Source organism: Actinomycetota bacterium, assembly GCA_035640355.1.
In the GTDB taxonomy this organism is placed as follows: Bacteria; Actinomycetota; UBA4738; order UBA4738; family HRBIN12; genus CALGFI01.
The window spans coordinates 263,322-287,045 of the sequence record DASQWI010000011.1 but is presented as its reverse complement, the minus strand read 5'-3'; the positions used below and the strand labels follow the sequence as shown (position 1 = coordinate 287,045).

The following is a 23,724-nucleotide window of genomic DNA, read 5'->3' as shown; positions in this document are numbered from 1 at the left end:
GATAGCCCGGTGAGGCCGATGCACCAGATGACCAACGCGTTCACCGACTACGCCGGCCGGCTCGAGGCCCTCCGGAACCCGGACGGCGGCTTCGGCCCGCGCCAGGACGTCGCATCTGAGCCCGAACCGACGGCGCTGGTGACCATCGCGCTCGACGATGCGAAGGCCCGAGCCTGGCTCATCGCGTACCAGGGTGAGAGCGGGGGCTTTCCCGTGGTCGTGGGTGGTGTGCGGAACGACGCCGCGACGCCGCTCGCCGCCCTCGCGCTGGACGGGGCCGAACGCGAAGCAGCCGTTGACGCACTCGTGGCGAACCGAGCACCTCACCTCGAGTCCGGTCGCGAAGCCCCCTTCGACGACCGCTACCGCGGATGGCCGTGGACGGCCGGCGCCTTCGGCTGGATCGAACCGACCGCTCGTGCCGTGCTGGCCCTGCGGATCCTGCGACCAGATGCACCACAGGCCATCAGCGACGGGCTGGGCGTCCTCCGAGATCGGGAGTGCGTGGGTGGCGGTTGGAATTACGGGAACCGGATCGTGCTGGGGGAACCGCTGGCGCCATACGCACAGACCACCGCGATGGCGACGCTCGCCCTGCAGGGATTACGGGACGAGGTATGGGCGCGCGGGATCGACAGGCTTCGGAGACTCTGGCGGGCCGAGCGTGCCGGGGCACTGTCTGTGGCGCTCGCCGCCGCGGCCCTAAGAGCAAACGATGATCCAGACAACGAGGACGCCGAGGCAGCGCTCGAGGAGAACTTCGGGCGCACTGGGTTCGCGGGAGACGTCGTCTCGCTCGCATGGGCGGCAATCGCGACGGGGCCTGGCCTGGACAGGGTTCGCGTCTCCGAATGACCGAGCGCTTCGACCGACGGACGTTCCTTCGCCGCTCGGCGATCGTCGGAACCGCCGTGGCTGCGGGCGGCGCCGGGACACTGGCGTACCTCCGGCGCCGAGCCGTGCCGTGGGACGAGAGCGCCTTCCCTCCACCGGGCGACGCGCGAGTAGCCGTCCTCCGGGCGAATTCCTATGAGCATGGCCTCCAAGAGTCGGTCCTCGACGGGCTTCGCGTGGTGGGTGCCGATGTGCGCGGGGCGCGGGTCCTCCTCAAACCCAACCTGGTCGAGTTCGACTCGTCGACGACGATCAACACCGACTCGAGGCTCGTGGCCGCGACCGTCCTTGCTATGCGCCGGCTTGGCGCCGCGAGCGTCACGGTTGCGGACGGGCCCGGCCATCGTCGCGATACCCAGTACGTGGTCGAGAGCAGCGGGATGCAACAGGCGCTGGCCGCGGTGGAGGCGCCGTTCGTCGACCTGAACACCGATGAGGTCGCAGTCCGACGGCTCCGCTCACGCTACACCGCGCTCGTCGAGCTGTGGCTGCCGAAAACGGTCGCGGACGCCGATGTCGTCGTATCGATGCCGAAGTTGAAGACCCATCACTGGGCGGGCGTGACCCTCTCCCTGAAGAACTGCTTCGGCTGCGTTCCAGGGCGTGTCTACGGTTGGCCCAAGAACGCCCTCCACTGGATGGGGATCGAGGCCGCGATCCTCGACGTGGCGGCGGCGGTGCAGCCGGATCTTGCCATCGTCGACGGGATCGTGGGGATGGAGGGAAACGGGCCGATCTCCGGCACACCCGTGGAGGCCGGCGTCCTGGTGTTCGGCAACGACCCGGTGGCGACCGACGTCGTCGCCGCTCGCCTCATGGGCATCGACGCCGAGCGCGTCCCGTATCTCGCCGAGGCCGGTCGATTCCTCGGTCAGGCGGACATGGAGCGGATCGACCAGGCGGGAGAGGACCCGGAGGGCGAAGCCACGCCGTTCGAGCTGCTTCCGAACTTCTCGCACCTCCGGGTCGGTGCCCCCGAACGGGCCGGCGATGCGGTCGACGCTCCAGCGTAATCGAACGCGGTTCGGAGCTCACGATCGCCTGGCGAACTGGATCTTGCACCTAGTGAGGGCGAGGCGCGTAGACGTAGAGGAACGTCCGTCTTCCCTCCAGTAGGAAGTAGTTCTCTTCAATCGCATCTACAACGCTGCTTCCGAACTGCATGACGTACCAATCCTCAGGAACGTCGTTCAAGGGATACGCGAGGATCACCCGGTCGAATTCACGACGCTCCAGCCTCTCGATGAGCGCCTCGTAGGCCAAGGGGTCCCGCGCCCCAATGGTGGGCAGAAGGAAGGGATCCAACACTACGGGCACCTGGCCTTGCATGATCGGAATCGATGCGTCCTCGGAGAGGATCCGATCGGCAGGATCGAGCATCCGATCGAGGAACGCCTCATCGCCCTGCAAGAGTTCCGATGATGCTTCAGCGACCGAGATTCGGAGTACAGGGTAGGAAGCGACCATCGCCAGCGTGACCGCGATCGGTACAAGGGTTGCCCTGGTGAGCGCCTCGTGCGTCCAACGCATCCACAGTCGAGCCGTTAACACGGCGCTCAGGATCATCATGTCGAGCAAGTGGTTGAATACCGCGCCCGAACGCGTCAGGAGGACGATGAGGGTCGCGGCGGCGAATGGGGCGGCAACGTGATGGATGGTGACGTCCTTGTTTCGAATCGAAAGTACGAACTCGACCACCGCCAACGGCAGCAAGACGTAGAGGACGGGGGCGATGCTGGCCATTTCCACCAATTGAGACGGAACGCGGCCGATGCCCTCATCGCCCACCGCAGAAGACGAGAAGGAGGAGATGTTCTGCCAGAACCTGCCTTCGCTCCCGAGTTGGACGAGCAGGATTGCCAGCCCCGACACCGCGATAAACGCGACGAGGAATGAAGCAAGCGCGCGTCGATCTCGGAGGCACAGCCACAGGGCGATCGCGCCGATCGCCCAGATCGCGCTCAGCTTGGTGAACAGGGCGAGGGCACAAAGCCCGCCTGCGATGACGATCGGGGCTTTCCCTCGACCCCGAGCGACGAGCATGAGGGCCACGAGCTGAAGGGCGACCGGGAGCGGGTCATACGAGATCGTGAGTGACGTCCAGATTCCGACCGCGGACACCGTGACGGCAATCAACAGCACCGCCGATCGGACTGGGGGGCAGCCCACGCTCCGCATCGCTCTGAACGCCACGAAGAGCAGGGCGAGATACGACAGGAACGTAAGCAGCTTTCCGGACACTAAGAACTCGCCCGTCAGGAACGAGAGACCGGTATGGAGCAGAATGGGAATCGGCATCATCCTGGTGCCGCCGTAGAAGCCGTGATCGAACAGCGGGGGGTAGAGAATCCCTTCGCGCGCGTACAGCGCCAGCCCCATCCGAGATCCCGCCTGGTAGGTGATGAACGCACGATCGGATAGGTGAGCGAACGCAACGAAGATGAACAACGCAGCCGCGACGACGGCGAACACGACCAGTGCCCACTCGAACAGCTGCCCCACATCCCGAGAGATGCTGCGAGCGGGCATGATCGGTACGGTGATCGAGGGACTGTTGCGTCGAGCCATCGTCTCGACAATCGGCCCTGCGTCGCGACGACCTTAGTCGCGCCTCGATAGCGTCCGCCATACAAACCGCGAGAGCGGTGAGGCCCGAGATCCAAACGATGAATCAAGCTCGATCGGCCACGCACCGATGCACAAGCGGTCGATCGACATGGCGACTCAATCTGGAGCTCTCGAGCGGTCGGTTCATCGAGGCCCTCAAGCGCGCCCTTCATTGGAGGCGCTCTCGATCGGCGGGAACATCGCCATCCGAGCGACGCTCGTCGTCGTCGTTGTGTTTTCGATCTGGACGTGGCCGGTCGTCGACGCCGACGCTCGGCGCTTCTCCGCGCTGTCCACGGAGGCGGGCATTCCGTACCGCGACTACCCGGTCGAGTACGCCCCAGTCGAGCTCGGCTTCATCCGGCTGATCGGCAGCGCCGACGTTCGCGCAACCGCCACGCGGCTCGTGGTCGCGTGTTTCCTCCTTGATCTACTCGCGTTCGCCGGCATGTGGCGCGGCTGGGGTCGTCGTGTCGCGATCACCTATCTGTGGCTCGGAGTTCCGTTGCTCGTCTTGGGATATCTCCGAGTCTGGTATCTCCCGGTTGCGCTTGCGGTCTGGGCGTTCGCGCTCTTGCGGAAGCGGCGACCCGACGCCGCCGGCGTCATAGGTGCGCTCGCCCTGTTCGCCAAGCTCTGGCCGGTCGCGTTGGCTCCCGCCTTGTTGGGAGAGACGCGTCGTCGGGCCTTCCCCTTCGTCGTGGCGAGCCTGGTCGCCGGCGTCGGCTGGCTGGTTCTCGGCGGCGTCGGGGGCGTTCTCCAGGTGGCGACGTTCCGGTCCGCCACGGGATGGGAGATCGAGAGCACCGTCGGCACGCTCGTGTGGCTGTTCGGCGGCGGTGAGCCCAGATGGGAAAACGGGGCGGTTCGGGTCGGCTCGTCGCAAGCTCTCACGTGGGTAACGGGAGTGCTGGTCGTGGTGCTCCTCGGCGCCGTCTGGTGGAAGGCGCTCAGAAGGAAGGAAGAGGACCTCCTCGGCGTTCCGTCACTCGTCGCGCTATGCGCCTTGCTGGCGTGCTCCCCAATCTTCTCCCTCCAATACGCCGGATGGTTGACCCCGTGGGCGGCGGTCGCGAGTCGTGACCCGCGTCGCATTCCGATCGCTTCGGCGTCGGCGATCGTCGTCCTCACCGCCGGAGTGAGCATCGCGCTCTTCCAGTTCGCCGACGGCCTGGAGCCATTCGGCGCGCTGATGCTGCTCGCACGGAACGGATTGTGTGTCTTCGTTCCCGTTTGGTTCCTCGTGAGTCGCGGCCACGGGGTGCCGCCCCCGAAGAGCGACGGGCTCAGTTTCCGAGGAACCGTCGCGCCAACGGCTGTTTCCAAGGCTCGCTGAGTCAGTTTCCGCGCCTCGGTAGAAGTTGCCGCCAGCGGCTCCTACGGAAGCGGGCTCGACGAGCCGATACCTCACGTCATGAGCCTCCTCGAGACGTCCGCGCCTGCCCGCCCTACAGACCGCCCCCGAGCCACTCGTGACGCAGTGCCCGCAGTGCCGGCGCGCCCCTCGCCTCGTCGGCGAGCGCTGAGTCTCGGCCTCCGAGCAACGATCGGCGCGGTCGGCATAGCAGTGTTGCTGGCGACCGCGGATCTGCAGTCGCTGAAGACGGCGTTCGGCCACGTCCGTCCCGGGGCCGCAGCGCTGGCGTTTGCGTTGCTGCTCGTCTGGCTCGCCATCAGCGCGCTCCGCTGGCAGGTGTTCCTTCAGCCTGTCGGCCTCGCGCTACCGATGGGAGAGCTCCTCAGACTGACGCTCGTGGGGAACTTCTTCAACGTGTTCCTGCCGACGGGGGTCGGAGGCGACGCCTACAAGGCATTCCGACTCAGAGGTGAGGCCGGCTCGATGGCCCCCCCGCTCGCCACCGTCTTCCTGGATCGGTTGGCGGGACTCGTCGGGCTCGCGTTCGTTGCAGAGGCGGTGTGCATCGCACGGCTCGCGACCGGTCACCAAGACCGCGTGACACTCATCGCGGGAGGGCTGTCGCTCGCAGTCCTCGCCGCGTCGGGGTTCGCACTGATGCTCGCCCCGCGGCTCGCCTCGACGACCGACGGGACTTCGCGCCTCATCTCGCGGATCCGGAGATTCGCGGCGTCCTTCGCGACGGCCGGCCGTTCGATGAGGACCCTTCTCCGAGCTTCGGCGCTCGGAGTCGCGTCGGCGCTGGTCCTGATCGCCGTGGCGGCGGTCGCCGCGTTCTCGCTCGGGATCCGGATGCCCGTCTGGGGGTACCCAGGTGTCGTGATGCTCTCGGCCTCGCTGGCGGTCTTGCCGATCTCGATGAACGGCCTCGGTCTCCGGGAGGCGGCCATCGTGTGGTGTCTGGCCGCGTTCGGGATCGGTCACGACGAAGCGCTCGCGTTCGCCCTGTTGCTGCTTGCGCTCACCTTTGCCTCGAGCGCGGTCGGTGGGGTCGTCTATGTGGGAACTCGTGGCTCGTCGGCCCGCGACCGGCTGCCGGGGGCTCGCCAGGACGCCGTGGACCAACGAGATGCAGCGTCGGAGATGCGGCCTACGTCTTCGTAGAGATCCTTACTCGCTCGACGTAGACGGCCTGGGCGGGCTGCTGACCTTCAATGCCTGCGCCGGGATCTTGGACCGGGATCTGTTGGATCTCCTGGGCGACGTCGAGCCCGTCGATCACGCGACCGAAGATCGTGTAGTTCGGATTCGCGTCGAGGTTGTGTCCGTCCTCGCCCGTGATGATGAAGAACTGACTCCCGCCGGTGTCTGGACCCGAGTTCGCCATCGCCAGCGTGCCCGGCGGATACGTCTCTTCTCCGGTCAGCTCGTCGGGGATCGAATAGCCGGGGCTGCTCGTGCCGGTCCCGATCGGATCGCCGCCCTGCAGCACGTCGATCGACTCGTCGATCCTGTGGATGCGCGTCCCGTCGAAGTATTTCTGCTCGGCGAGGAACACGAAGCTGTTCACGGTCTCGGGGGCGCGATCCGAGAGCAGCCGAACGACGATGTCACCGCACGACGTCTTCAGTGTAGCCGTGTACGACTGGTCGTCTTGCAGGACCTCGGCGGGGGCGTTGAACTGCGGCTTGGGGCGCAGCGCGCCGGGCGGGGTGTCCGCGTCACAGGCCACCTCGCTCGGGCCTGGCTCGGGGTCGACCGTTCCCGTCTGCGTCCCCGGCTCGGTGGTGGGATTCGGGCTCGGCGTGTCGTCGCCCCCAACCACGAACGTCGAGAACAACACCACGCCACCGACGAGCGCAATGACGAGCGCGACGGAGACCATCGCCATCTGACGGCGCCGTTGTTGTCGCCGCCGGTCCGCTCGACGCTGCGCCACCTGCCGCGCGAGTTGCCGGTGTCTGGTCCGTTTGGCCACGGCGACAGAGGTTACCGAGCGCTGAGCGTCTCGAACGCGAGCCCGTCCAGGATGTCCGTCTCCGATACGAGCCCCCGATCGAACCCGAACCGCCGCATCACCGTTACGAGGATCAAGGCTCCGGCGACGATGACGTCGCCGCGGCCGGGCGCCATCACTGGGAGCGCCGCGCGCTGCGGCGTCGTCATCGAGGCCAGCCGGTCGAGCACGCGCTCCGCGTCGGGCAGCGACAGCTCCGTTCGGTGGATCGCTTCGGGCTCGTACCACTCGAGATCGAGGGCGATCGCCTGCACGGTCGTCGACGTGCCGGCGACGGCCACCAGTGTTCGCGCGTCTCGAGCCGGAACCGCATCTTCTGCTTCCGCGAGCCGCGACTCGACGAACGCTCGCATCGCGTCGATCTCTTCGGGTGCCGGGGGATCGTTGCGAACGAACCGTTCGGTCAGCCGGACGCTTCCCATCTGCACGGAGACAGCGGGGCCCGGCGCCGCGTCGCCGACGACGAGCTCCGTCGAGCCACCGCCGATGTCGAGCACCAGGAACGGTGCCGGGGCGTCGAGACCGCGCGTCGCGCCGAGGAAGGAAAGCGCGGCCTCATGTTCGCCGGTGATGACCTCGAGCGTCGATCCCGTGAGATCCCGAACGGCGCGTTCGAGCTCGTCGCGGTTCGATGCGTCTCGAACCGCAGCCGTCGCGCCGACGCGGATGAATTCGGCATGCAGGGCGCGAGCGCGCCGAACGTAGCGGGCCACCACGTCGATGGTCCGCTCCAGGGCCTCGGGTGCGATGACGCCCGTTCGATCGACACCCTGCCCCAGACGCGTGATCACCATGTCGCGCGCGAGCTCGACGAACCCACCATTCGCGTCCGGTTCGGCGACGAGCAGTCGGATCGAGTTCGTCCCCTGGTCCACGACTGCGAACCTACCGGGCCGTTCGTCGTGGATCGGCTCGATCCGCTCGGCGACCCAAGCGCCCACGGGATCGTCGCCTCCCGCGAGATGGTTCGCGTAGTGCGCATGCAGGCACTTCACGCCGGTCCTCGTCCCTCCGACACCCCCTTGCGATTCGGCACCGGGATGGCCACGGGCACGCTCGCGGGCGTACTCCTCGTGCGCCCGAGCCACAGCCGCTGCGAGATCGTCTTCAGTCCCGACGCGGCGATTCAGCTCGGCGATGGCGCCTTCGGACTCCAGACGGGACACGGCCTTGACCGCCGTCGGATACGTCAGCCAGAACAGCGTGGGGAACGGATGTCCCTCAGCGTCGAACGGTTCGTTCCGGATGACAAGCGGGTGTCCGTCCGAACAGCGCGCAACGACCGTGAATGGTGTCGTCGGCTCGCGGCCGAGCTGCTCGCGAACGATCTCTAGGTCGCTGCGGCGGAGCTCGCCCATCGATGGGCGGGGATCACTTGCGCTTGTGCTCGACCGAGCGCTTGTAGTCGACCTGCCGCTCCTCGCTCTGACGCATGAACTTCTTCAGTCGCGACTCGAAGTCCGGGTCGCTCCCCCGCCTGACGCGCGGCGGCGCCGGGTCCTGGAGCGCCTTGATCGAGAGATCGATCTTGCCGTCTTCCTTGATGGCGATGACCTTCGCCTGGACGACGTCGCTCTCTCGGAGATGGTCGTGCACGTCCTTGACATAGTTGCGGTCGATCTCGGAGATGTGGACGAGGCCGACCTTGCCGCCTTCCAGGGTCAGGAACGCCCCGTACGGCGTGATCCTCGAGACGGTCCCGTCGACGACCGCCCCGACCTCTAGGTCTGCCAGCTTCTCCTCCTCCGAGAGTTCCGTGCGCGAGTAGGCACGGCTCGGCCACTATCCCATCGCGTCTTTTCCCACGTCAACAGCGGTGGGATCAGCAGTCCGAACGGTCGCCCGCGGCGCCCGGAACAATGAGCGCCGTCTCGCCCGGGCCGACCATCCCCAGGCACTCGCGGGCGAGGCGCTCGAGCTCGACGGGATCGTGCAGATTCGAGATGTCCCGACGGAGCAGCGCGTTCTGCACCTGCAGCGCCAGCCTGTCCCGCTCGAGGTCGGCGATGTGGCTCTGCTGTGCGAGAAACGACCGGAGCGGGACGAGCGCGAGCATGGCAAGAAGCGCAACGGCGACGAGCAGGGCTCCCGCCCTCCCCGTGAGGCGAGGGCGGTCGCGGGGAATCGTCTTTGTCCCCGTCATGCGCTCTCTCGCAAGACGGCTGCCGCCCCCGCGTAGCGCGCCGTGTCGCCGAGCTCTTCCTCGATCCTGAGGAGACGGTTGTACTTGGCCGTTCGCTCGCCGCGCGCCGGCCCGCCGGCCTTGATCTGTCCGACGTTCGCGGCGACGACCAGGTCGGCAATGGTCGTGTCCTCGGTCTCGCCCGAACGGTGGCTGACCATCGCGCCGTAGCCGCTCCGTTCGGCGAGCGCGACCGTGTCGAGCGTCTCGGTGAGCGTGCCGATCTGGTTCACCTTGATCAGGATCGCGGTGCCAACCTCTTCAGCGATCCCTCGCGCCAGCCGTTCGGGGTTCGTCACGAAGATGTCGTCCCCAACGAGCTGTACCCGTCGGCCGAGCTCTGCCGTCAGCTCCGTCCACCCGCTCCAGTCGTCCTCGGCGAGGGGGTCCTCGATCGAGACGATGGGGAACGCGTCGAGCATTCCCTTCCAGTAGGCCACCATCTCCGAGCTCGATCGGGACGAACCCTCCAACCGGTAGATCCCGTCTCGGTAGATCTCCGATGCCGCGGGATCCATGGCGAGCGCCATCTCGTCGCCCAATTCAAGCCCCGATTGCTCGACCGCTCGCGTCATCAGCTCGAGCGCATCGCGAGCCTCCCCGATCTGAGGGGCGAACCCGCCCTCGTCGCCGACGCCCGTCGACAGTCCCTTGTCCTTGAGGATCAATCGGAGCGCCTGATAGCACTCGGAGCACCAACGAACGGCCTCGCCGTAGGACGCCGCTCCGATCGGCGCGAACATGAACTCCTGGAGCTCGAGCTCGTTGTCGGCGTGGGCTCCGCCGTTGATCACGTTCATGAACGGGACCGGCAGAAGATGCGCGTTCGGGCCGCCGAGGTAGCGGTAGAGCGGGATGCCGAGCGACAGCGCGGCGGCCTTCGCCGTGGCCAGCGAGACGCCGAGGACGGCATTCGCGCCGAGGTTGGACTTGTCGGCGGTGCCGTCGAGATCGATGAGCATCGCGTCGATCGCGCGCTGGTCGAGCGCCTCTTCCTCTTCGAGCGCGGGCCCGATCACGTCGATGACGTTCGCCACCGCCCGTTGCACGCCCTTCCCGCCGTAGCGCGCTGGATCGTCGTCGCGCAGCTCCAGCGCCTCGTGCTCCCCCGTCGACGCGCCTGACGGAACGGCTGCGCGGCCGAACGCGCCGTCCTCGAGGAGCACGTCGACCTCGACGGTGGGGTTCCCCCGCGAATCGAGGATCTCGCGCGCGTGGACGCCTTCGATAACGGGCATGTGCGCGATTGTAGTGACGGGGGGAGCGCGGTCCAGCACGCTCGATCCGAGCCGCCCGCCCTCGAACCCTAGACTTGGGCCGTGGACGATCGCGCCGAGCCCCAAGCCGAACGGTGCTGCTTCGACGATTGGGTGGACGACTGGTCGAAGACCGCGCGCAAGAAGGGAGTCGCCCGCAGCATCACGCGGTCGGTGCTCACAGGCCTCGAGGAGGCGGGCCTTGACCGGCGAACCGTCCTCGACGTCGGCTGCGGAATCGGCGATCTATCGATCGAGGCCGTCGGACGAGGGGCTAAGAGCGCTCGCGGCTTCGACCTGTCCGAGAAGGCGATCCGCGAGGCGCGCGCGCTCGCGCGGGAACGGGGCGTCGACGACCGGACGATGTTCGAGGTGGGCGACGGGGCGAAGATCGAGCTTCCCCGCGCCGACGTCGTTGTGCTGAACCGCGTGTTCTGCTGCTACCCCGACGCGAACGGCCTCCTCGAACGCTCGCTCGCCGTCGCGGGATCCGTCTACGCGTTCACCATCCCCCGCTCGAGCGGTTTCGTCGGGATTTGGGAACGCACGCGAACCGCGGTCTGGAACGCGTGGTACCGGCTACGGAAGAGCACGTTCGGTGGATTCCAGACGTACGTCCACGACGTCGAACGGATCGACGCACGGGTTCGGGCCGCGGGCTTCACCTTGGTCCGGAGCTCGCACCCCCGGCTCGTCTGGCACCTCGCCGTCTACGCACGAGCCTGACGGAAGAGCGAACGAATCTCCGCCTCGGAGAGCTCGTCGAGGCTCCGGCCGCGTTCGCGGAGGAGCTCGTTGAACCGCTCGTACCGCTCGGCGAATCCCCGCGTCGTCCTCCGCAACGCGCTCTCTGCGTCGACGCCCAGCTTGCGTGCGAGCGCCACCGTCGCGAAGAGCACGTCGCCGATCTCCTCTTCGGCGTTGGCCGCGTCGGTGTACCGGCGGAGCTCGGCGACCTCCTCGTCGAGCGCCTCGAGCGCGGAATCGACGGAGCGCCACTCGAAACCCCAACCGCCGGCGCGACGCTGAACCTTCGCCGCGCGGGCTAACGCGGGAAGCGTCTCGGGGATGTCCTCCTCGAGTGGGGCCTCGCCTTTCTCCTCCGCCTTGATTCGCTCCCAGTTCACCAACACCTCGTCCGCGCCCGACACGTCGACGTCGCCGAACACGTGGGGGTGCCGCCGGATCAGCTTTCGGGTGATGCCGTCCGCGACGTCGTCGATGTCCCACGCCCGATCGTCTGCGGCGATCTGCGCGTGGAAGACCACCTGAAGCAACACGTCGCCGAGCTCCTCGCGCAGGAGTTCGAGGTCGTCCGTGTCGATCGCGTCGAGCGCCTCGTGCGTCTCCTCGAGCAGGTGTCTCGCCAGCGAGCGATGCGTCTGCTCGTGGTCCCAGGGACATCCGCCAGGGCCGCGGAGCCGCGCCATCACGCGCACGAGATCCAGGAGCGCCTGGCCATGCCTCGACGAGGGGACCGGGCGCTTGGCGAGGTCGGCGAGGACGGACTCGACCGCGTCCCCCTTTTCCGGGGGGCCAACGCTCGCGCGTTCGCGCTCGCTTCTTGGGCCCCCCGACCCCCCCGTCACAAGCCGGGCGTCTGCTGCGTCGGCGATGCCGGCTCGTTCTCGGTGCTGCGAATGGGGACGACGGAGAACGTCGCTGCATCGAGGCGCCCGTATCGCGGATTCACCTCGACGTCGACGTCCCCGTATCGCTCGCGCATCCATTCGCCGAACACGCGAGACGCCTGCTGTGCCGAGAGCTGGTCACGCACGTCCTCGAACGTCGCGACGTCCCGGCGCGCCAAGTAGATGACGTGGAACCCGAACTGCGTCTCGACGACATCGGAGATGCCGCCCACCGGGAGCCCCAGCGCCGCGTCGACGAACACCGGATCGAACTGCGATCGGAACTGCGACTCCGAGAACGAGCCGAGGTTGCCGCCGCTCTCGGCCGATTGGGGATCGGTCGAGCGCAACCGCGCGAGTTGCGCGAAGTTCTCGGCCGTCGCCTCACGGGCGACATCCTCGGCATCGCCGCGGTCCTGCAGCAGGATATGGTGAACCTCCACGGTCGTGAACTGATCCTTCGATTCCTCGTACAACGCTCTCAGTTCCTCGTCCCCGAGGCGCTCGGCGATCACGGTGTCCTGGACCTCGCCGAACAGCAGCAAACGTCGCGCGAGCGCGCGGAGATCGGCGAGCGTCAGGCCGTCCTCGGCCAGACGCGCCTCGACCTGGTCCGTCCCGCCGAGGCTCTGCTGCAACTGCTCGATGGCGTCGGCCACGGCGCGGTCCTCCACCGTGATGTCGTGGGTCACGGCGTACGCCTTCACCATCTCCTCTTGGATCTCGTTCGTCAGCGTGAACCGCGCGCACGCAGCATCGGCGCTCTCACCGTCGACCGGCGATCCGCACGGCGCGCCGGAAAGACCCGACAGGAAGGTGAACAACACCATGTCGGTCCGAACGCGATCGTGCGAGATCGCCGCGTCGCCCACGATCGCCGCCGATGTACCGGATGAACAGGCCGCAAGCGCGATCGAGGCGACGGCGAGCATGGCAACGACGCGGCGACGCCAAAGGAACAACAGGAGGGGGCGGATCACCCGGCCATCCTAGCAACCGCTTCCTCCGCACCCATTGCGCGCATCAGTTGCTGTTCCACCCACGCCGGCAGCTCCGTACCGCCGATCCGATCAGGAGTCAGGTTCAACGTTCGCGTCGTGCGGTGGTACGAGGCGTTCGACACGCGCTGCGGCAGTTCGAGCTCGAGCGACGAGGGCAGGTCGACCGGCTTCACACGCACCTGGTCCTTGTACGTCGAGACCTCCATCACGCCGAGGCGATCGCACGTGACGCGAAGCGACGCGACGGCGAAGAGCGTCTCCACCTCGGCGGGCAACTGCCCGTAGCGGTCGATCGTCTCGGTCCGCACCTCGGCCAGCCGGTCGTGCGCGCCGGCGGACCCGATGCGCCGATACAGGTCGAGACGGAGTGCCTCCTGCGCGACCCATCCCGGCGGAACGAACGCCTTCACCGGAAGCTCGATCCGAATCTCCTTCTCCTCCGGGAGCGGCTCGCCCTTCAGCTCGGCAACCGACTCCTGAAGCAACCGCGCGTACGTGTCGAACCCGACGGCGGCGATGTGCCCGTGCTGCTCGGCGCCGAGCAGATTGCCCGCCCCCCGGATCTCCAGGTCGCGGAGCGCGATCTGGAAGCCGCTGCCGAGCGCCTGGTGGCGGCTGATCGTCGTGAGCCGCTCGTGCGCTTCCTCGGTGAGCTCACGCGTCGGCGGGAAGAAGAAGTAGGCGAAGGCGCGTTCCGTGCTCCGTCCGACCCGCCCACGCAGCTGATACATCTGCGACAACCCGAGCAAGTGCGAGGAGTCCACGACGAGGGTGTTGGCGTTCGGGACGTCGAGGCCGGACTCGATGATCACGGTGCATACGAGAACGTCGGCGTCGCGGTCCCAGAACCGGATCATCTGCTTTTCCAGGACCGACTCGTCCATCTGTCCGTGGGCGACGACGATCCGTGCCTCGGGGACCTGTTCCTGCAACCACGCTGCCTGACGGTCGATCGTCGCGACGCGATTGTGGACCCAGAAGACCTGACCCTCCCGGAGCAGCTCGCGCCGAACCGCGCCGAGGGCGAGTCCCTCGTCGTACTGGCCGACGTAGGTCAGCACCGGCTGGCGATCCTCTGGGGGCGTGTCGACGGTCGACATGTCCCGGATGCCGGTGAGGGCCATCTCGAGCGTCCGTGGGATCGGCGTTGCCGACATCGTCAGCACGTCCACCTGCGCGCGGAACTTCTTCAGCCGCTCCTTGTGCGCGACGCCGAAGCGCTGCTCCTCGTCGACGACGAGCAGGCCGAGGTCCTTGAACGAGATGTCGCGCGACAGGAGGCGATGCGTCCCGATCACGACGTCGATCGCGCCCCTCTTCAGGTCTTCGACGATCCGGTCTTGCTCTAGCTTCGGGACGAAGCGTGACAGCATCGCCACCTTCACGGGGAACGGCGCGAACCGCTCGGAGAACGTGATGAAGTGCTGTTCGGCGAGGAGCGTGGTTGGGACGAGAACAGCGACCTGCTTGCCGTCCATCATTGCCTTGAACGCGGCGCGCACGGCGATCTCCGTCTTGCCGAACCCCACGTCGCCGCAGATCAGGCGATCCATCGGCTTCGGCCGCTCCATGTCGGCCTTGACCTCCTCGATCGCCGTGAGCTGATCGCCCGTCTCGGCGTGCGGGAAGGCGTCCTCGAGCTCGGCCTGCCACGGCGTATCGGGACCGAACGCGTGACCTTCGATCGACATGCGCACCGAGTACAGGCGGACGAGCTCGCCGGCCATGTCCTTCACGGCGCGCTTGACGCGCCGAGTGGTTCGAGCCCAGTCGCTGCTGCCGAGGCGCGACAGGCGGGGCACGTCGCCTCCGATGTAACGCGCGACCATCCCCACCTGGTCCGTCGGAACGCTCAGGCGATCGCCCTGCGCGTACTCGAGGACCATGTAGTCGCGTTCGGAGCCGCCGACGGCCCGACGGTGGATCCCCGCGTACCTCGCGACACCGTGGATCCGATGGACCGCGTAGTCGCCCGGCACGAGCTCCTCGGCGATCGAATCTTGCCGGCGCTTCGTCAGTCGTGGCGCAGCTCGCGTGTGGCGACGTGAACCGAACAGGTCCTCCTCGGTTGCGACGGCGAGCTTGCCGCCGGCGAACACGAATCCACCGGCGAGCGGAGCCTCGATAGCATCGGTGGCTGCGGAACCGACCACCTCCTTCGCGCGTTCGAGTGAACCGTGCCCGCCCGCGGTGATGAGGACGCGGTAACCGCGCGCCCGAAGATCCTCGGCCCGGCGTGCGAGCTCGACGGAGTTGCCCTGCGCGGTTCCCCAGTGCGTGATCCCCAGGTCGACGCCCTCGGTGAACTCGGTCAGATGGAGCTGGGTTCGACCGGCCATGGCTTCATCGAGCGGCTCGAGCACACGGGGACCGGGCCACGCGCTCGCGTCGGCGATGGTCTCGGCCTCGTCGAACGCCTGCCGCGCGCGATCGCGCGTTCGCCGCGCCTGTGTGACGACGATCCACGAGCCCGATGGCAGAAGCTCGGCGGGCGTCGGTAGGTGATCGAACAGCAGCGGCGCGAACGACTCCATTCCCTCGGCGTGCAGTCCGTCGGCGATCCGCTGCAATCCGTCGCGGATGCGGTCGAGGTGTTTCGGCGCGAGCGCGGCTGCGCGTTGCCGGACCGCCGCGTCGGTGATGAGCTCGCGGACCGGCGGAACATCGACGCCCTTGAGGGGTGACGTCGAGAGCTGACTCGACGGCGCGAACTCGCGGAGCGATTCGATCTCATCGCCCCAGTACTCCACACGGACGGGCCGGCGGCTGGTGCCGGGGTAGACGTCGACGACGCCGCCGCGGACGGCGAACTCGCCGCGGTGTTCGACCACGTCCGCGCGCACGTATCCGAGATCGACCAGCCCGTCGGCGAGCGCGTCCGGGGGAAGCTCCGCGCCCGCTCGGATCTCGACCGGCGGCGTCGCGCCGAGCGTCGGCGGGATCCGCTGCATGGCGCCGAGGCCCGTGGTGACGAGGATGAACGCGCCGTCGGCGTCGCGGAGCCGGCGAACGGCCTCTGCGCGACGCGCCGAGACCTCGGGAGACGGGCTGATCCCCTCGTACGGCAGCGCTTCCCACGGCGCGAGGTAGGCGACCCGATCGCCGCCGAGCCAGGCTTCTGCGCCGCGAACGAGCGGTTCGGCCTCGCGCGGTCCGGCTGCAACCACCATGACCGGCGCTTGGAGCGCACGGGCGAGCGCGGCGACGACGAAGTCTTCGCCCGCATCCGACCGCGCCAGCACGGGCCGGGCACGTTCGGTCAGCAGACGCTCGAAGGCGTCCGAGCCGATCAGCGTGTCGAGCAGGCGTTCCAGCACCGCGGATCCCTTCCGCACAGCATCCGGACAGCACGAAGAGGCCCGGTTCGCGGAACCAGGCCTGTTCGTTCCGATTCTACGGCTCCGCGCGTACCGCCTACGTGGTGGGGAGCTAGGCGCACGAGGCGGTACGTGGTGAGTTGGGGTGCGCGCGGGCTGCGGTCGCGGGCTACGTGCGCGGGGCGGAGCGGTTGAACCGGTCCTGCGTCACCCGAAGACCTTCCCGAACGATCGAGAGCACCGCGTCGGCGCCGTCGTCAATCAGGTTGGCGACGTCCGGCTCCTCGCGTTTGGAAAAGTCCTCGAGCACCCAGTCGGCGGGATCCTTCCGGCCGGTCGGCCTGCCGACGCCGAGACGGATCCGGTAGAAGTCCGGCGTCCGGAGCGCGCTCGACAGTGATCGCAGCCCGTTGTGGCCCGCGGTCGAGCCGCCGAACTTCACGCGCATGGCGCCGAACGGGAGATCGATCTCGTCGTGGACCGCGATCACGTGGTCGGGGTCGATCCTTCGCTTGCGGGCGAGCGAGGCGAAGGCAGGCCCGCTCTCGTTCATGAAAGCATGCGCCGTTGCGAGCAGGATCCGCTCGCCGAGCTCGTCGATCTCACATACGTCCGTGGGAACGAACCGGACCTTCTTGAACCGCCCCCCGCCGCGCGTGCACAGCTCGTCCACCACGACGTGGCCGATGTTGTGCCGGTTCTTGGCGTACCCCGGGCCAGGGTTGCCGAGCCCGGCGACGAGCCAGGTCATGCGGCCCGTTCCATCGGGGGCCGACGCTCGCTCCGCTCGCTTGTTGGCCCCCGCACCCCCGGCCGGCTAGCCCTCGGGCTGCTCGGCCGCGCCTTCGGATTCCTCGGCCGCGGCGCCCTCGCCCTCTTCTTCGGCGGCCTCGCCCTCGACGGCCTCGGCCGCCTCCTCCTCCTCGACGGCCACCTGCGGTTGGGTGACCGCGACGACGGAGTCCTCGGGGCTGGTCAGGATCGTGACGCCGCTCCGGACCTTCAGGTCGCTCACGCGAACGCCGGACCCGATCTCGAGCCCGGAGATGTCGACGTCGATCGCCTCGGGCACGTCGGTCGCGAGACACTCGCAATTGAGCTCCCACAGGTGGTGCTCGAGGACCCCGCCGGCCTTGATACCGGGCGACTCCCCCACGATGCGGAGTGGAATCGTGACGTTGATCTTCTCATCGCGCCGAACGGCGAGGAAGTCGACGTGCACGAACCGGCCCCTGATGTGATCGCGCTGAACGTCCCTCGGGAGCGCGAGGTGCTCGGTCCCGTCGACGACGAGGTCGACGAGGACATTCGCGCCGGCTCCGGTGTGAAGGAGATGGAAAAGCTCGCGCGAGTCGACGGAGAGCGCGAGAGGGTCCATCCCGTGGCCATACAGGATCGCGGGCACGCGGCCGGCGGCGCGCAGCTTCCGCGCGGCGCCCTTGCCGGTTCGCTCTCGTGTCTCGGCGACGAGCCTCTGTTCCATCGGAGACCGATGGTACCAACGAGACCGCGAGGAAAGCGCTCGCTCGTGCGTCTCTCATAGCAGGGAGGCTTGCAGGGAGGCGGAGCGACGGGCCGTATGGTGAGCGCGACGGTGAGCAGGGCGAGCGAGCAACAGGGACGAGGACTCGCCGAACTGTACGAGCGGCACGCGCCGGCCGCGGTCAGGCTTGCCTACCTCATCACGGGCGACCGCGAACGCTCCCGGGACATCGCGCAGGAGGCGTTCGTCCGGGTTGCCGCCCGGTTCCGGCACCTCAGGTTTCCCGACGCGTTCGACGCGTATCTGCGCCGAACCGTCGTCAACCTATGCACCTCGCAGTTCCGTCGCGAGCGCGTCGAACGCGACTATCTGGAGCGTGAGCGGTCTCACTCGGTCGAAGCCGCTACCGATCCACCCGACCTCGGCGCGAGAGACGAGCTCGTCCGAGCGCTGAGGCGCCTACCCGCTCGGCAGCGTGCCGCGGTAGTCCTCCGCTACTACGAGGACCTGTCCGAGGAGGCGATGGCGGAGGCTATGCACGTTTCCGTCCCCGCGGCGCGCTCGATGCTGTCGCGAGGGATGCAGATGCTTCGAACGATGATCGACCGGGAGGACCGATGAACGACCTCGAGCGTGAGCTTCGATGAACGACCTCGAGCGTGAGCTTCGCAACGCGCTGGATCGCGAGGCCGGCGACGCGCCGGCGCCGCACGACGCGGGCGCGGCGGTCAGGCGTACACGCCGGCGCCAGGTGGGAATGATCGCGGGCTCTGTGATCGCCGCAGCCGCATTGATCGCGATCGCCGTCGTCGGCTTCGGCGCCCTCAGCGGCGAGTCCGGCGAAGTCGTTCCGGCATCCACGACCGAGGAGATGAACGGCATCAGGATCACGTTTCCTGACCGGTGGACGCTGATCGATCCCGATGTGGCAGGGCTGAACGGCTCGGATCCGGGGAACCCCGATCCACTGCCTCAACTACCACGGATCGTTCTGGCGCTCGCGCCGTTCGACCCCGGCCAGCTATTCGGCTGTCCCGGGATGGCTGAGGGAGACTCGCCGACGTTCCTCATGACGATCCAGGAGGAGCCGCGCGCGCTCACCGGCGACGGGGCGCGGCTGTGGCCGGTCGAGCTGGAACCATTGGACGTCGGCACCGACGAGTCGGCCTGCTACCCGGGATGGGAGTTCCTGCACGCGGGCTGGACCGCGGAGGGGCGCACGTTCGAAGCGAGAGTCGGTTTCTCACCCGACGTGACGGATGCCGACCGCGACGCGCTGTTCAGGGCGTTCGCGACGATGACCTTCTCTCCCGGAAAGAGCGGACCCGCAGCGGCGGTCCTCGAGACCGGCGAGATCGGAGGCGAGACGTGGCAGCTCATCGCTTCCCGCGACGACTCGGGGCTGTCGTTGTCTGTCGAGACGGACGATATGGGGTCCGGGATCCACGGTTTCACTCCGGAAAGCACCGAGCTGCAATTCGCGGAAATCGTCGTGGGTGGCGGACCAGGCGCGCGCACGTTGGTGTTCGGCGCCGTGCCCCCCGGAACTGCGGCGATCGACTGCCCCCATGCGACAGCGGTCCGAACGTTCGACGTCCCCGACGAGATCGACGATAGGTTCGAGGCGTTCATCGTGGTGCTCGACGTGGGCCGCGAGGCGGAGCTGAACGCCGTCGACGCAGACGGGAACGTGATCGCGAGCGGTCGCACCGGGTCAGACCGCGGCGAACCCGTCGAATCGCCATCGGACGAGCCGGCGTCGGACGAGCCGGCGCTGGAGGACGGACGCCACTACGGGTTCGTGCGCGCGGTCCATCCGACTCAGGGCACGATCGAATTCGATCTCGCGTACTTCTTGACAGGCGAGGAAGCCAACCGCGCGTACCAGGAGGCGACCGGTGAGACGGGTCCCGTGCCGAATGATTACTACGTCGTCAACGAGAACCCGCGGCTGCGGGAGCTGACGTTCGCCGATGATCTGCGACTGCGACTGCTCGACTGGACCGACTGCTGTGACACGTTCTTCGACGGAGAAATCGGCCCGTTCGCGAAGGCCATCGAGGAGCAGACCGACGTGCTCGTCGACGACGTTCGAGGCAAGGACGACGTCATCTACCGCGGCCTGAGTTCCTGGTGGATCACGATCGAAGACGGCGTCGTGGTCGAGATCGAGGAGCAATACACGCCCTGAGACCAAAGGATCGGGACGCGTCGCTGAGATTGGATGATTGCGTCGTTGATCACACGGCCCGTTCGAACACCTTTGTCGTACCTGGAGACGGGCCGGATTCGTAACGCGTTCCGTCCGGACGGCGCCACAGGAGGTCGCCGGTCGACTCGCGTCTTGCCGACCAGCCGTGCTCGTGGACCAGCCGGTGGTGAAACGAGCAGACGAGCGCAAGGTTGGCAAGGTCGGTTCTGCCCCCGTGACGCCACCACCGAAGGTGATGGGCCTCGGTGAACCGCCTGGCCCCGCAGCCGGGGAAGCGGCACTCCCGGTCGCGGTGGCGGACCTGTCGAAGCATCCACTGTGGCGGCTCGCGAGAGACTCGCCCGATCCCAAGGACGTTCCCGTCGCGATCCTCCACCACGGTCTGCACGCGGGCGTTGCATAGCAGGCGCCGGACCGTCTGGGGGTGGATCACCGGACCGCCCTCGATCTCACACCCGCCGGTGTCCCGCTGCAGGCCGTCCAGTCGGGCGTGGACCACGACCGTGGCCCGGTCGGGCTCGGGATCGGAGCCGATCCGGGCCGAGCACAGCGCCACCAGGGCGTCGGCCCGGCGGGCCGACGCGTACACCTCGTCCTCCTCGCCGGGCAGCACCGCGATACGGTCGGCCTCACGCTCCAGGGCGTTGACGATCACCGGACCGGACGCGGCGGGAAGATCGGCCTCCAAGCCGAACCGGCGTCCCTCGTCGTGGTACCACCACGTGACCTCGCGGCTCAGCTCGGTCTGCCGGACGTCCTTGATGGATGCCGTGGCCTCGAGGTCGCCCCGGTGGCGGACCGCGCCGACCGAGACCGTCGCCGCCCACCGGATCAGGCGCGCCTCGGTCTCGGGCGTGGCGAACCGAGTGAGCTCCGCCACCTTGTCGATGCCGAGCGCTCCTTGCTCCAACGCTTCGGCGATCAGCGGTAGATCCTCCAGGGCGTGTGCGGCGCCGACCCACCGCCTTGCCTTCCACTCGGAGATGCCGTAGCGGATGGTGAGCCAGTGCGCGGTGTCGCGGGCACCGGCATCGCGCCAGACCTCTCGACGATCGGCGTCGGCGATCAGACGCAGCATCCGTCGCTGCGCGCGACCGACGTCTGCGGTCGCACTGTCGAGTGCAGCAGTCAGCGGATGCGTCGCGTCTTCGAACATAGGTGCGACGCTAACATCCGCCACTGACACTCGATTGAGTGTTCGACACGCGCGGCGACGTTCGAGTTGCCGTGTTCGATCAGTAATGGATGACTACGTCTGCGCGGTCAAAATGCGCAAGATGCGCAAGCCTCAGATGCGCGGGTATCGCTACTGATTCTCTCCGTGGAACAGCTCCGACACGCTCGCGTCCTCGAACACCGCGCGGAGCGCGTCGGCGATCAGGGGCGCGATCGAGAGCACCTTGAGCTTGCCGAACATCTTCTCCTCGGGAACCGGCACGGTGTTGGTGATGACCACCTCGCGGATCGGCGCCTCCTCGAGCAGCTGAACCGCTTTGCCCGAGAGCACGCCGTGCGTCGCCGCGGCGTAGATGGGACCTGCGCCGTGCTGCGCAAGAACGCTCGCGCCTGCCGCGACCGTCGACGCGGTGTCGATCATGTCGTCGACGAGGACGCACGGACGCCCCTGGACCTCTCCGACGACTGCGATCTCCTCGATCTTGTGTGCCTCGTGGCGCGACCGCCGCTTGTACAGGTACGCGAGATCGGCGTGCAAGCTCTCGCGCAACCGCTCTGCCGTCTTGATGCGGCCGGCGTCGGGCGCGACCACGACCAGTTCCTCGTCGTGCAGGCCCAGATCGTCGTGCAGGTAGGTGGTCAGCACGGGGAGTGCCGTGAGGTGATCGAACGGAAAGTCGAAGAATCCCTGGATCTGTCCTGCGTGCAGGTCCACCGAGACGACTCGGTCCGCGCCCGCCACGGTTAACAGATCCGCGACCAGTTTGGCGCTGATCGGCTCGCGCGCGAGTCCCTTCTTGTCCTGGCGCGAATAGCCGTAGTAGGGGACAACCGCCGTGATTCGCTTCGCGCTCGCCCGCTTCATGGCGTCGATCATCACCAGCTGTTCCATGATCGACTCGTTGATCGGATCGGCGTGGGTCTGGACGACGAAGACGTCGACACCACGAACGCTCTCCTGGGCCCGGACGTAGATCTCGCCGGAGGCAAAGCGGGAGATCACACAGGGGCTGATCGGTACGCCGAGGTTGTCGGCGATCTCCTGGGCGAGCTCCGGGTGGGTGGTCCCGGAGAACAGCATCATCTTCTTCTTGGTGACGATCTCCACCTCAGTGCGCCCCCTTGCCCTTCGGCTTCCGCTTCCCCTGCGCTTTGGCCTCGTCGTCCTTGCGCTTGCGATACCCCTCGACGACGCGTTGCTCCGAACGCTCGACGGCGAGCGCGCCCGGCGGGACGTCCTTGGTGATGACCGATCCCGCGCCAGTCACCGCTCCCCTGCCGACGCGAACCGGCGCGACGAGCATCGTATCCGAACCGATCCGCGCGTCGTCTTCGATCACCGTCTTGTGCTTTTCGTACCCGTCGTAGTTGACGGTCACCGTAGCCGCCCCGATGTTCACGTCGTCCCCGATCGACGCATCGCCAACGTAGGAGAGGTGCGGCACCTTCGAGCGCACGCCCACCGTCGCCGCCTTGACCTCGACGAACGCGCCCACCTTGGCGCGCTCGTGCAGAACGGTGCCGGGTCGAACGTGGGCGAAGGGCCCGACCTGCGCGCCCCTGCCGACTCGAGCGCCGCGCACCACTGAGAACTGCACGATCGCCTCCTCGTCGATCCTCGAGTCGACGATCCGGGTGGACGGTCCGATCTCGGCGTGTTCGGCGATCCGCGTCGAGCCCTCCAGGAAGGTGAGCGGATGGATGACCGTATCGGTGCCGATCCTCACACCGACGTCGATGAACGTGCTCGCGGGATCCACCAGCGTGACGCCCTTCGACATGTGTTCGGCGTTGATTCGCTCGCGCACGATCCGCGTCGTCTCGGCGAGATCTCCCCGAGAGTTGATGCCCATCGCGCCAACCGCGTCGATGTTCACCGCCGAGATCCGCTCCCCCTTGTCCATGAGGATCGGGAAGACCTCGTTGAGGTAGTACTCGCCTTGGCGGTTCTCGCGTCCCACCAACGGGAGCGCACGGAACAAGTCAGCCCGCCGAAACGCGAAGACGAGCAGCGACACCTCGTTCAAGCGCTTCAGCTCGGGCGGCGCGTCCGTTCCCTCGACGATCCGAACGAGCCGGCTCCCGTCGCGAACGATCCGCGCGTACCCACCCGGCTCTGCGACCTCCGTCGTGAGGATCGTTCCGGCGCTCTTCGTCCTTCGATGGACCGAGAGCAGCCGTCGCATGTGTTCGGGAAGGACGGGATCGAAGTCGCCCCCGACGACGACGACTTCCCGAACGCGACCGACCGCGTCCTCGGTGGCGAGCACTGCGTGCCCCGTCCCGAGCGCTTCGCCCTGCTCGACGAAGACCGGCTCGGGCTTGATCCCCCACGAACGGACCGCGTCTCGAACCTCATCCGCGCCGTGGTGGACGACGATCACGATCCGAGACGGCCGCACCGCTGCGACGTTCCTGAGCGACCACCACAGCGCCGGGCGACCGCAGATCGGATGCAGGACCTTCGGCGTTCCCGAACGCAAGCGCTTACCCTTGCCCGCCGCCAGGACGACGGCCGCCAGCGACGACCCCGCGCGCGATGTCGACAACTCGGTCCTCTCTTGAAGGCTCGAAGGGCCACCGCCAGATCC

21 protein-coding genes are annotated in these 23,724 nt (G+C 67.7%); 7 read left to right on the top strand and 14 right to left on the bottom strand.

Translation table 11 applies throughout. The annotated features are described in order from the left end of the window. The first annotated feature begins 9 nt into the window (after nt 1-9). Nucleotides 10-855, top strand: a complete 846-nt coding sequence (locus VFA08_06820; protein ID HYZ13306.1) for a hypothetical protein — start codon at nt 10-12, stop codon at nt 853-855. Next, nucleotides 852-1,907 (top strand): DUF362 domain-containing protein, encoded by a 1,056-nt coding sequence (locus VFA08_06815; GenBank protein HYZ13305.1) that lies wholly within the window; start codon nt 852-854, stop codon nt 1,905-1,907. The genes VFA08_06820 and VFA08_06815 overlap by 4 nt, the downstream gene beginning before the upstream one ends. A 49-nt stretch (nt 1,908-1,956) precedes the next feature. Here VFA08_06815 and VFA08_06810 read toward each other — a convergent pair whose 3' ends face one another. Continuing rightward, nucleotides 1,957-3,462 (bottom strand): hypothetical protein, encoded by a 1,506-nt coding sequence (locus VFA08_06810; GenBank protein ID HYZ13304.1) that lies wholly within the window; start codon nt 3,460-3,462, stop codon nt 1,957-1,959. A 148-nt stretch (nt 3,463-3,610) separates the two neighbouring features. On the opposite strand from VFA08_06810, the gene VFA08_06805 reads away from it, so the two are divergent. Beyond that, nucleotides 3,611-4,837 carry a hypothetical protein gene (locus tag VFA08_06805; protein HYZ13303.1) on the top strand — a complete coding sequence of 409 codons (1,227 nt, stop codon included), beginning with the start codon at nt 3,611-3,613 and terminating at the stop codon, nt 4,835-4,837. Between the two features lie 144 nt (nt 4,838-4,981). After that, entirely contained in the window at nt 4,982-6,022 is a 1,041-nt protein-coding gene (locus tag VFA08_06800) for a lysylphosphatidylglycerol synthase transmembrane domain-containing protein (protein HYZ13302.1), read from the top strand. Here the strand turns inward: VFA08_06800 and VFA08_06795 are convergent. The 5 genes from VFA08_06795 to eno form a co-directional block, all read right to left on the bottom strand. Next, nucleotides 6,009-6,797 carry a peptidylprolyl isomerase gene (locus VFA08_06795; protein ID HYZ13301.1) on the bottom strand — a complete coding sequence of 263 codons (789 nt, stop codon included), beginning with the start codon at nt 6,795-6,797 and terminating at the stop codon, nt 6,009-6,011. The genes VFA08_06800 and VFA08_06795 overlap by 14 nt on opposite strands. A 50-nt stretch (nt 6,798-6,847) precedes the next feature. Further along, the gene (locus VFA08_06790) at nt 6,848-8,233 is read right to left on the bottom strand and encodes a DUF501 domain-containing protein (protein HYZ13300.1); all 1,386 of its coding nucleotides are present in this window, start codon (nt 8,231-8,233) and stop codon (nt 6,848-6,850) included. A gap of 13 nt (nt 8,234-8,246) precedes the next feature. Further along, entirely contained in the window at nt 8,247-8,540 is a 294-nt protein-coding gene (locus tag VFA08_06785; GenBank protein HYZ13299.1) for a S1 RNA-binding domain-containing protein, read from the bottom strand. 157 nt (nt 8,541-8,697) lie between these two features. Further along, nucleotides 8,698-9,018: a septum formation initiator family protein gene (locus VFA08_06780; protein ID HYZ13298.1), complete on the bottom strand. Its 321-nt coding sequence runs from the start codon at nt 9,016-9,018 to the stop codon at nt 8,698-8,700. Continuing rightward, a complete protein-coding gene (gene eno, locus VFA08_06775) occupies nt 9,015-10,295 on the bottom strand; it encodes a phosphopyruvate hydratase (GenBank protein ID HYZ13297.1) in 1,281 nt (426 codons plus the stop codon). Before eno ends, VFA08_06780 begins: the two co-directional genes overlap by 4 nt. 81 nt (nt 10,296-10,376) lie before the next feature. On the opposite strand from eno, the gene VFA08_06770 reads away from it, so the two are divergent. Further along, complete coding sequence (locus VFA08_06770) at nt 10,377-11,039, top strand: methyltransferase domain-containing protein (protein ID HYZ13296.1); 663 nt, start codon at nt 10,377-10,379, stop codon at nt 11,037-11,039. On the opposite strand, the gene mazG is transcribed toward VFA08_06770, so the two are convergent. From mazG to VFA08_06745, 5 genes are all read right to left on the bottom strand, one after another. Next, nucleotides 11,024-11,902: a nucleoside triphosphate pyrophosphohydrolase gene (gene mazG / locus VFA08_06765; GenBank protein ID HYZ13295.1), complete on the bottom strand. Its 879-nt coding sequence runs from the start codon at nt 11,900-11,902 to the stop codon at nt 11,024-11,026. The genes VFA08_06770 and mazG overlap by 16 nt on opposite strands. Beyond that, nucleotides 11,899-12,924: a peptidylprolyl isomerase gene (locus VFA08_06760; GenBank protein ID HYZ13294.1), complete on the bottom strand. Its 1,026-nt coding sequence runs from the start codon at nt 12,922-12,924 to the stop codon at nt 11,899-11,901. Before VFA08_06760 ends, mazG begins: the two co-directional genes overlap by 4 nt. Beyond that, nucleotides 12,921-16,262, bottom strand: a complete 3,342-nt coding sequence (gene mfd, locus VFA08_06755; GenBank protein ID HYZ13293.1) for a transcription-repair coupling factor — start codon at nt 16,260-16,262, stop codon at nt 12,921-12,923. Before mfd ends, VFA08_06760 begins: the two co-directional genes overlap by 4 nt. Before the next feature lie 169 nt (nt 16,263-16,431). Next, nucleotides 16,432-17,013 carry an aminoacyl-tRNA hydrolase gene (pth, locus tag VFA08_06750; protein HYZ13292.1) on the bottom strand — a complete coding sequence of 194 codons (582 nt, stop codon included), beginning with the start codon at nt 17,011-17,013 and terminating at the stop codon, nt 16,432-16,434. A gap of 66 nt (nt 17,014-17,079) precedes the next feature. After that, a complete protein-coding gene (locus VFA08_06745; protein HYZ13291.1) occupies nt 17,080-17,745 on the bottom strand; it encodes a 50S ribosomal protein L25/general stress protein Ctc in 666 nt (221 codons plus the stop codon). 99 nt (nt 17,746-17,844) lie between these two features. Here VFA08_06745 and VFA08_06740 point away from each other — a divergent pair, with 99 nt between their 5' ends. Both VFA08_06740 and VFA08_06735 read left to right on the top strand, forming a co-directional pair. Continuing rightward, the gene (locus tag VFA08_06740) at nt 17,845-18,366 is read left to right on the top strand and encodes a sigma-70 family RNA polymerase sigma factor (protein ID HYZ13290.1); all 522 of its coding nucleotides are present in this window, start codon (nt 17,845-17,847) and stop codon (nt 18,364-18,366) included. 22 nt (nt 18,367-18,388) lie between these two features. Further along, nucleotides 18,389-19,936: a hypothetical protein gene (locus VFA08_06735; GenBank protein HYZ13289.1), complete on the top strand. Its 1,548-nt coding sequence runs from the start codon at nt 18,389-18,391 to the stop codon at nt 19,934-19,936. A gap of 49 nt (nt 19,937-19,985) precedes the next feature. Here VFA08_06735 and VFA08_06730 read toward each other — a convergent pair whose 3' ends face one another. From VFA08_06730 to glmU, 3 genes are all read right to left on the bottom strand, one after another. Beyond that, complete coding sequence (locus VFA08_06730; GenBank protein ID HYZ13288.1) at nt 19,986-21,113, bottom strand: DUF222 domain-containing protein; 1,128 nt, start codon at nt 21,111-21,113, stop codon at nt 19,986-19,988. A 150-nt stretch (nt 21,114-21,263) separates the two neighbouring features. Beyond that, nucleotides 21,264-22,241: a ribose-phosphate diphosphokinase gene (locus VFA08_06725; protein HYZ13287.1), complete on the bottom strand. Its 978-nt coding sequence runs from the start codon at nt 22,239-22,241 to the stop codon at nt 21,264-21,266. Between the two features lies 1 nt (nt 22,242). Beyond that, nucleotides 22,243-23,682: a bifunctional UDP-N-acetylglucosamine diphosphorylase/glucosamine-1-phosphate N-acetyltransferase GlmU gene (gene glmU, locus VFA08_06720; GenBank protein ID HYZ13286.1), complete on the bottom strand. Its 1,440-nt coding sequence runs from the start codon at nt 23,680-23,682 to the stop codon at nt 22,243-22,245. Nucleotides 23,683-23,724 lie beyond the last annotated feature (42 nt).